The following is a 9,639-nucleotide window of genomic DNA, read 5'->3' on the forward strand; positions in this document are numbered from 1 at the left end:
TTGTAAGAACGGGGGTAAACTATCTAAGTTAACCGGATTGCTGGTTAACCAAGCTACCAACCCGGCAGAACACATCAGTTTAAGCTTAACGTGAAACAGCGCAGGTCAGTATGAAATCCCTGAAGTAAACTATGAAATAGGACGGAACAATTAAAATTCAGCCAAATGTGAAGATATAGCCTTGAACACAACACAACCCAGGTGCGCAAAATTCTTTGTTTAAGCCCATCAAAAACCTGCTCCACAAAATAATAAAACAAAATTGTATTCCTGTGGGTTTTGAAAGCGTCCTACTGGCATGATTTTAGTTAATTTATTGCAATTATAAACCACTCAAACTGCTTCTCTTGAATATATACTTACGCAAAAGCTTAAAGGTTATTTTATGGATTATTTCCATCGTCATTGTCCTGGTGGTGACGCTTGCGCTGTCATTAAATATTCCAGCAGTTCAGAATTTCGTTAAAAATAAAGCAATAAATTACCTTAAAGACAAAACTAAAACAGAAGTGAGATTGGAAAGTATAAAAATTGCTTTTCCTAAAGATATTGTCCTGAATAAGTTTTACATCGAGGATAGAAAAAAAGACACCTTGTTATATGCCGGAAAATTAGGGGTTAATATTAACCTCTTTAAATTACTTAGCAACAAGGTAGAAATCAACAATATTGAACTTGATAAGGTAAGAGCTAATGTAACCCGGATTGATCCTGACACGACCTTCAATTTTTCTTTCTTAGTAGATGCATTCATGTCGGAGGAAAAAAAACCCGAAGCAGAGGTAGAAGCGGACACCACCTCTACCCTCAAATTTTCAATAGATAAAATTGCGCTTAACGATATTGGTATTGTATACCGCGATGATGTGGCAGGTAATCAAATGCGGCTAAACTTAGGTGAACTCACAACTAACCTCAAGACCTTCGACCTCGATAACCAGCATTATGTGATTAACGACATTCACCTGGAAAACACGGCAGTGAGCTACCTGCAGCAAAAACCTTTGACACAATTGCAAGCGCACCTTGAGAAAAGTGTAGATACAGCAAATACCGAAAGTGGTAAACTTCCCCTTGTCGAAATACAAAATTTCGCTTTTGATAATGTTAAAGTGAAATTTAATGATCGGATTACCAGAATGGATGCCGATGTAAACTTTAACAAACTCGCGCTAACCAAGTTGTTCATAGATTTAACGAAAAATTTATACCGCCTAGATGATGCGAAACTAAACCAGACACTGGTGAAGTTTAACAGCGGAACCAACGACATGAAAGCAAACCTAAACTTGAGGGAGTTTAGCTTTACAAATATGCTTGCTGATGTAACCAGTGGTAAATATACCGTTGGCGATGCCAAGCTGAATAAATCAAATGTTCTATTTGCATTTAAACCTGCTGCAGCGGAAAAAAATACCAGTACCACCAATGATACTACTGCCGCAACACCACTAAGTTTTTTAATGACTAGCCTGAGCCTTGCCGACAATACCATCCAGTTTGATAACATGGCTGAAAAACCGGTAAAAGGAATGGATTTTAACCACCTGAAAATCACTCAACTTGGCTTAAATGCCACTGGAATTGCATACAGCGATACGGCAATCAGGGTAAATGTGAAAGAGGGAAATCTGAATGAAAAAAGTGGGTTTAAATTATTAGCGTTAAAAGGTGACGTATTATACGCTGGTAAACAAACCCGCATTAAGAACCTTTTGTTAAAAACACCTCATACCACCATCGAAAATAATACCCAGCTGGACTATACGTCAATGGAAGACCTGACCAAAAATCCGGAAAAGGTAAAGATATTCATGGAGGTTAAAAACACTAGCATCGGCTTAAGGGATGCCGCTTACTTCAGTGATGCTGTACCTGCAAGTTACCGGAACGAAACCATTAAAGTAAATGCCTTGGCCAATGGTTATATGAATAACCTGGCAATTCCTCGCTTGCAAGTGACAGGATTGAAAAGTACAGTAATTGATGTGAGCGGAATTGTCAGAGGACTACCTGATGTTGATAAGACTTTTCTGGACCTGAACGTTAAAAAGTTTAACATGACAAAGCGAGACCTGATGGTGGTGATTCCGAAAAACACACTTCCTTCAAATATTACCCTACCCAACATCATCCAGGCAAACGGTAAATTCAGGGGCTCTATGACAGATTTTAACACCAACTTTAACATAAATACCGACATGGGTGCTGCAAAATTACTGGCAAGCATGAAGGGCGCTAAAGGACGGGAAAGTTATAATGCTACGATAAACTTAAATAATTTTAATGTAGGGCGTATGATGCAGATGGAAGACCAGCTGGGTCGTATAACGCTCAAAGCACAGGTGAAGGGAACTGGTCTGGATGCTAAAACAGCTGCTGCTGATATTAAAGCCAATTTGGTTAGTGCTACATACAATAAATACACCTACCGCAACTTATTATTAAGTGGCACTTATGCAAAGGAAAAACTGAATCTTAAAAGCAGCATGGCCGATTCCAATGCCAATTTTAACTTGAATGCCATGGTGAACATGGCAGGTAAATACCCTGCTGTAAAAGGAAACATTGATTTAAAGCAAGTAGATTTGCAGAAGCTAAACTTTAGTCCGACGGAATTTAAACTGGCAGGTTTAGTCGATATGGATATTACCAGTGCCGACCCTGAATACCTTAATGGAGATTTATCCATCCATGGTTTGCAAATAGTAAAAGAAAGTCAGCGCATCAATATCGATACCATCCTGGTACATTCAGAAGCTACAGCCAATCATAACCTCCTTACCTTGAATTCCGAAATCTTGCGGGCAAGGGTTGATGGTAAATACCAGCTTACTAACCTTGCTCCTGCCATCATTAACCAAATTAATAAATATTATGCCTTTGGCGAGGTCAAACAAGTTCCTGATCAACGAGTTCGCTTTTTCGTTAACTTCTATAACACTAAAATCTTAAAAAGCTTTGTACCAGAGTTAACCACCTTTGCCCCTTCCCGCATGTATGGATTACTGGATACCCAAAAAGACAGCTTGGTCATGTTTGCTTATTTCCCGCAAGTCGTTTATGGCAGCAACAAACTAGATACCACGCTCCTTAACATAAATAACGATAACCAGATGCTTAATTATAAGCTTACGGTTAAGAATATACAAAACCCATCAGTTGCGCTATATAACTCGGAAATTAGTGGTGCAGCGGCCGATAACAAGTTGAGTGTTTATGTGTTTTTAAGAGACAGTAAACTGAAAGACCGTTATGTGCTTGGGGGTAATTTCCAGTCGATCCAGAAAAACTTCCGCTTTAGTTTCGATTCAGAAAAGCTCTTGCTCAACTATCAGAAATGGGCTATTAGTCCGGAGAACTACCTTCAATTTGGCGCATCGGGCATCCTGGCCAACCAGTTTAATCTAACCAACCGGGGGCAGTTACTGGGCATCAACAGTACAGAAAGCACGCCCAATGCTCCAATGGAAATTACCTTTAAAGATTTCAGGATTGAGACGCTGACCAGCTTTGCCGAGCAAGACAGTTCTTTAGCCGGTGGTTCGATCAATGGAACGGTTAACTTGAAAAGGATGCAAGCCACCACTAATGTAGATGCTAATTTAACCATTGAAGAACTACGTTACAAAAAAGACATGCTGGGCACCTTAAGAATTGCCGTTAATAACCATACAGCAAACGCTTACGAAGCCAATATCGCCCTTTCTGGCGTTCACGAAATGAGGATTAACGGCTTTTACTATACGGCACCTCAAAGTGCCTTAGACCTAAGTCTTAATATCGATAAAATAGACCTGAAGAACCTCGAAAGTTTGGCAATGGGACAAATAAAAGAGGGATCAGGGACTATTACAGGAAAGCTCTCTGTTACTGGGGCCCTAGATGCGCCACAGGTATTAGGCGATATCAAATTTAACCAGGCTGCCTTTAATGCCACTTATGTTAATTCCTATTTCAGAATTCCAGATGAAACGATCAGTTTTACAAATACCGGAATTAAATTCAACAACTTTACAATCATCGATTCCTTAAACCAAAAAGCAATCATTAAAGGTGGCATATTAACCACCAATTACAGGGATTTTAAATTTAATATGGGCATCGAAACGAACAACTTTAGGTTGATGAATTCCACCTCGGCTGACAATGAATTAATCTACGGACAGGTGTACTTAACCAGTACCATCGGCATAAGGGGAGATTTGAATCAACCAGATGTTGATATGGATTTGAAAGTAGAAGACAAGACCAGATTCTTCTTTGCCATGCCCCCTGACGATCCTTCAGTAATTAACCAGGAAGGCATTGTACAGTTTGTAGATGCGGATGTAGCCCCTTATAACGGGCAGAAATCACTAAGTACGTCTGATTCGGTAAGTAGGGCGCCAATAAAAGGCATCAACCTGAGTGCAACCATAGAGATAGATCCTGATGCGGAATTAAATGTAGTGGTTGATCCTGCTAATGGCGATGCCTTAAATATCAGGGGACAGGCAACTTTAGCTGCGACGATAGATCCGAGTGGTAAAATGAGCTTAACTGGAGCTTACAAAATCTCAGACGGCTCTTACAATCTCTCGGTAGGTATAATGGGGAAAAAAGAATTTAAATTGGTTCAAGGAAGCACCATTGTATGGACAGGTGAAATCATGACCGCCAACGTTGACCTGACAGCATTGTATGAAGTAAATGCAGCTCCTATCGATTTACTGGCCAACCAGGCTAATTCTGAAAATGATATTACCAGAAATACCTATAAAACCAAGTTACCATTCCAGGTATACCTGATGATGAAAGGACAACTGTTGAAACCGATCATCAGTTTTAGACTTGATTTACCTGAGAATGAACGCGGTGCCCTTGGTGGTGAGGTGTATACCAAAATCTTACAGATAAATAATAATGAAAGTGAGCTCAACAAACAAGTTTTTGCCTTGTTGGCATTGAACCGCTTCATTTCCGACAACCCCTTCCAAAGTTTAGCCGGCGGTGGTGGCGGTGTGTCTACCCTTGCGCGCTCCAGTGTAAGTAAGTTGTTAACGGAGCAGTTAAATAACCTCGCCTCAGACCTTGTGCATGGTGTTGACCTCAACTTTGGGATAAACTCTTCAGAAGATTACTCGACAGGTAGTATGGAGCAACGTACTGACCTGGAAGTTGGCCTTTCGAAAAAACTGCTTAACGACCGTTTAGTAGTGACCATTGGAAGTTCATTCGAATTGGAGGGATCAGAACAACAAAGAAAAAACTCTACCAATATTGCAGGAAATGTAAACGTAGAATACATGTTATCGGCCGATGGCAGGTATCGGCTCAGGGCTTATAGAAGGAACCAGAATGATGGTATTATTGAAGGACAGATTGTGGAAACCGGTGTAGGATTTGCTTTAGTGGTAGACTATAACCGATTCAGAGAAGTTTTTAGAAGCTTCTCAAAAAATAGAAACAGAGTTAAAAATGAACGTCGCCCAAAAGATGAGACAACGAATTAGAACCAGCTTATTTTTACTAGGAATTTTGATTTTAAGTGCGTGTAGCAACACCAGGCACTTGAAACCCGGACAGAATTTATATTTGGGCGCTGAGGTAAAGATTAACCCTGATTCTTCGGTGAGAATTGACAATCAGAAAGACGTTAAAAACACACTTCTGACCAAAACACGGCCAAGGCCGAACAAAAAAATCCTAGGGATACGTTTCAAGCTAGGCGTATATAACCTGGCTGGCGAACCAAAAAAACCAAAGGGCATTCGGAACTGGCTACGTAATAAAGTTGGAGAGCCGCCGGTTTTATTAAGTGACGTAAACCTTACTTATAACAATGCTGTATTGAGCAGTTATTTGATTAGTCAGGGATACCTGCAAGCGGTGTCAATTGGCGATACCGTAGTGAAACGCAAACGTGCAAAAGCCATTTACACGGTCAATACCGGCAACCGATACATTATTAATAGTGTTACATTCCCTAAAGACAGCGTGGGGATCCCTCATATAATTAACCAACATCTGGATAAAACACTTTTAAAAGTTGGCGACTATTATGACCTGGATGTTTTCAAAAGAGAAAGGGAGCGGATTGATAACGACCTGAAAGAAGCAGGCTACTTTTATTTCAGTCCGGATTACCTCATCCTGCAGGTCGATAGTAGCATTGGTAAACACAGGGTGGATATTGCACTTAAGGTGAAAGACATTGCCCCTGCAGCAAGTTTAAAACCCTATACCATTAACGAAATTAACATATACCCTAACTATTCCTTGCAACGCGATAGCATGCTGAGGAAACTGACACCAGAGGTGTATAACGGCTTTAACATATATACCCGCAGGCAAATCTTTAAACCGAAGTTATTTGACCGACTAGTGTTTTTCAAAAAAGGTGAATTGTATAACAGGCGCGACCATAACCAATCGCTAAACAGAATGGTTAATATTGGTGCCTTCCAATATGTGAACGCAGAGTTTGTGCCATTAGACAGCTTCAAAAACCACGAGCTAGACTTAAACATTTACCTGACACCATTAAAGAAAAAATCATTGTCTTTTTCAGCTACCGGAACCAGCAAATCAAACAACTTTGTTGGATCTGAAATCATGCTTACCCAAACCACAAGAAACCTATTCGGGGGTGCTGAACAATTGGATTTGAGCGTGAGTGGTGGCTTTGAGACACAGGTAAGCGGCCAATCACAGGCATTGAACTCTAGCTCCCTTACGGCAACAGGAAAGCTAACTTTTCCTCAATTTATTGTGCCTTTTTTCAAACCATCAAATACCAACACTTATATTCCTAAAACGGTGGCAAGCCTGTCCTATCAATTGTTAAACCGGGCATCTAACTACAACCTGAATAGTTTCAAAGGAGAATTTGGATACACCTGGAATGAGAACCAATATAAGCTTCACACCTTAAATCCTGTATCGGTAAACTTTGTAACCTCGAAAATCACTGCAAAAAATCCAGATAGTTTATTGGCTGCCATCCCTGATTTACGACGAGTTTTAGAAAAGCAGTTCATCATTGGAAGTAATTACAACTTTACCTACAGCAACCAGATGGATGATAACCGCAGGAACAACATGTACTTCTTTGGAGGGTTAGAAACCGGCGGTAATGTTTGGGGTTTATTTGCCAGAAAGAATGCAGAAGGTCAAAAAGTAATAGCTGGGGTACCTATCAACCAGTTTGTACGAGTGGAACTGGATTTCAGGGACTATTTTAAAATTACCAGGAATGTGATCTGGGCCAACCGTTTAAACTTCGGTTATGGTTATGCCTATGGTAATAGCACTTCCTTACCCTTTGTAAGGCAGTTTTTTGCTGGGGGTAGTAATGATATTCGAGCTTTTCCTGCACGTTCTTTAGGACCTGGAACATACAGGGTACCCTCCCGGGAGTCTTATGCAGATCAAAGTGGTGATGTGAAGGCAATGTTTAACACCGAACTTCGTTTTAAACTGGTGAGTGTTTTACATGGAGCGCTGTTTGCTGATGCCGGAAATGTTTGGTTACGAAAGGAGGATCCTACTAGACCAGGTTCAGGCTTTGAATTCAAAACTGCCCTGAGTGAAATGGCAGTGGGTACCGGTGCAGGCTTACGTGTAGATGCCACGATATTTATTATCCGTTTGGATGTGGCCTTTCCAATAAGAAAGCCATACCTTGCTCCTGGTGAACGTTGGGTGATCGATGAGGTTGACTTTGGCAGCAAAACATGGCGTAAAGATAATTTGATATATAACATCGGCATTGGATATCCGTTTTAAACCAGTTGCATGAAAAGGGTAAAAAGTTTTTTTAAGTCAATGGGGCAACTTTTCATGGCTGCTGGCAAAGGTTTTATGGAAGACAATGTAACTAAGTTAAGTGCTTCACTGGCCTATTATACTATCTTTGCCCTTACTCCTTTGTTGCTGATAATAATTGCTTCAGCATCTCTTTTTTTTGGAGATAAATTAAATCCTGGCAACGAGTTATTTGAGCAAATTAACAATTATATCGGTGAGGCAGCTACGCGGCAATTACAGAGTTTCGTAGTTAATGCAAACCTAAGTGGAAAAAGCACATTTGGACTCCTCGTGGGTATTGGTACCCTGGTTATTGGATCAACTGCTATTTTTATAGAAATACAAGATAGTATCAATCTGATCTGGGAAGTGAAAGCGATTCCTAAAAAAGGCTGGTTGAAAATGCTTGTTAACCGCCTTTTATCGTTTTCGCTTATCGTTTCTTTGGGTTTTTTACTCCTGGTTTCCCTGGTAGTCAATAGTGTGATTGTAGCCTTAGGAAATGAGATTTCGAAATATATTCCTGAAGTAAGTACCCTGATGATGAACCTCGCTACCCGTGGGGTAACGCTGGCGGTTGTGACCTGTATTTTTGCCATTATTTTCAAAGTATTACCAGATGTGATCATCAAATGGAAAAGCGCTTTGATAGGTGCACTTTTTACTGCAATTCTCTTTATAATCGGACAGGCTCTAATTGGAATCTACATCCAAAAAGGTAATCCCGGTTCGGCATTTGGCGCCGCTGGTTCAATTATCATTATTTTATTGTGGATCTATTATTCAGCAATGATACTCTATTTTGGCGCCGAGTTCACGCAGGCATATGTAGAAAAGTACGATGGCGGCATGGTACCTAGTAAATATGCAGTACATACCAAAATCGTCACCATCGAAAAAGAGGTAAAGGTATTACCCCCACAGCATCCCGAGGAAACCAAAGCTTCTACAGACTAAATCGCTTTTGCGCGACTAGGCTACATCAACAATATCTTCAGTAACCGCGGCTACAGCAGCGTCGGCATCAGCAGAAATCAGGTCTTCAATAGTATCTTTTTCCACACGCAGGTTTCTGATAATGTGCTGTTGCCTGCTCGGTGTGTTTTTACCCATATAATACTCCAGTAAATTTTTAATTGTTTGTTCTTTAAGAATCACGGGGTCTAACCTGATATCTTTACCTATAAACAAACCAAACTCATCAGGAGAGATCTCTCCTAGTCCTTTAAAACGCGTGATCTCCGGCTTACTGCCTAATTTCTCAATGGCCTTTTTGCGTTCTTCATCGCTGTAGCAATAAATCGTTTCCTTTTTATTACGCACCCTGAATAATGGAGTTTGCAAGATATAAACATGACCTGCACGAACCAGATCCGGGAAAAACTGCAGGAAGAAAGTCATCATCAGTAATCTGATGTGCATCCCATCCACATCCGCATCGGTAGCAATGACGATGTTATTGTAATGCAGGCCTTCCAGCCCGTCTTCAATATTCAGTGCATGTTGCAGCAGGTTGAACTCTTCATTTTCATAAACCACCTTTTTAGTGAGTTCGTAGCAATTTAAGGGTTTACCTTTCAAACTAAATACCGCCTGACAATCCACATCACGAGATTTGGTAATGGAACCGGAAGCCGAATCTCCCTCGGTTATAAACAAGGTAGTTTCGTAGCGCTTCTCGTGCGTGCTGTTAAAATGTACTTTACAATCACGTAGTTTTTTATTATGCAAAGACGCCTTTTTTGCCCGGTCATTAGCAAGTTTTTTAATTCCTGCAATGTCCTTACGCTCGCGCTCTGATTGCAGGATACGTTTTAGTAACGCATCCGCCACGTCGGTATGGCGATG

General features: G+C 40.6%; 4 protein-coding genes. 3 read left to right on the plus strand and 1 reads right to left on the minus strand.

The features are described from left to right. Nucleotides 1-347 precede the first annotated feature (347 nt). From ACR2F3_RS04325 to ACR2F3_RS04335, 3 genes are read left to right on the plus strand one after another with little or no spacing between them, the layout of a single operon-like run. Nucleotides 348-5,495: a translocation/assembly module TamB domain-containing protein gene (locus ACR2F3_RS04325; RefSeq protein ID WP_432708751.1), complete on the plus strand. Its 5,148-nt coding sequence runs from the start codon at nucleotides 348-350 to the stop codon at nucleotides 5,493-5,495. Then, nucleotides 5,479-7,770 (plus strand): BamA/TamA family outer membrane protein, encoded by a 2,292-nt coding sequence (locus ACR2F3_RS04330; protein WP_432708752.1) that lies wholly within the window; start codon nucleotides 5,479-5,481, stop codon nucleotides 7,768-7,770. Before ACR2F3_RS04325 ends, ACR2F3_RS04330 begins: the two co-directional genes overlap by 17 nt. 9 nt (nucleotides 7,771-7,779) lie before the next feature. Continuing rightward, on the plus strand, nucleotides 7,780-8,748 hold the full coding sequence (locus ACR2F3_RS04335) for a YihY/virulence factor BrkB family protein (RefSeq protein ID WP_432708753.1): 969 nt from the start codon (nucleotides 7,780-7,782) through the stop codon (nucleotides 8,746-8,748). 15 nt (nucleotides 8,749-8,763) lie between these two features. Here ACR2F3_RS04335 and ACR2F3_RS04340 read toward each other — a convergent pair. Continuing rightward, a partial coding sequence (locus ACR2F3_RS04340) for a toprim domain-containing protein (RefSeq protein ID WP_432708754.1) occupies nucleotides 8,764-9,639 on the minus strand: 876 nt, incomplete at its 5' end.

The organism is Pedobacter sp. (assembly GCF_045627485.1).
Classification (GTDB): Bacteria; Bacteroidota; Bacteroidia; order Sphingobacteriales; family Sphingobacteriaceae; genus Pedobacter.

Coding starts and splice junctions, on each gene's coding strand:
- ACR2F3_RS04335 (WP_432708753.1), top strand. CDS start 7,780: ATGAAAAGGGTAAAAAGTTTTTTTAAGTCAATGGGGCAACTTTTCATG.
- ACR2F3_RS04330 (WP_432708752.1), top strand. CDS start 5,479: ATGAGACAACGAATTAGAACCAGCTTATTTTTACTAGGAATTTTGATT.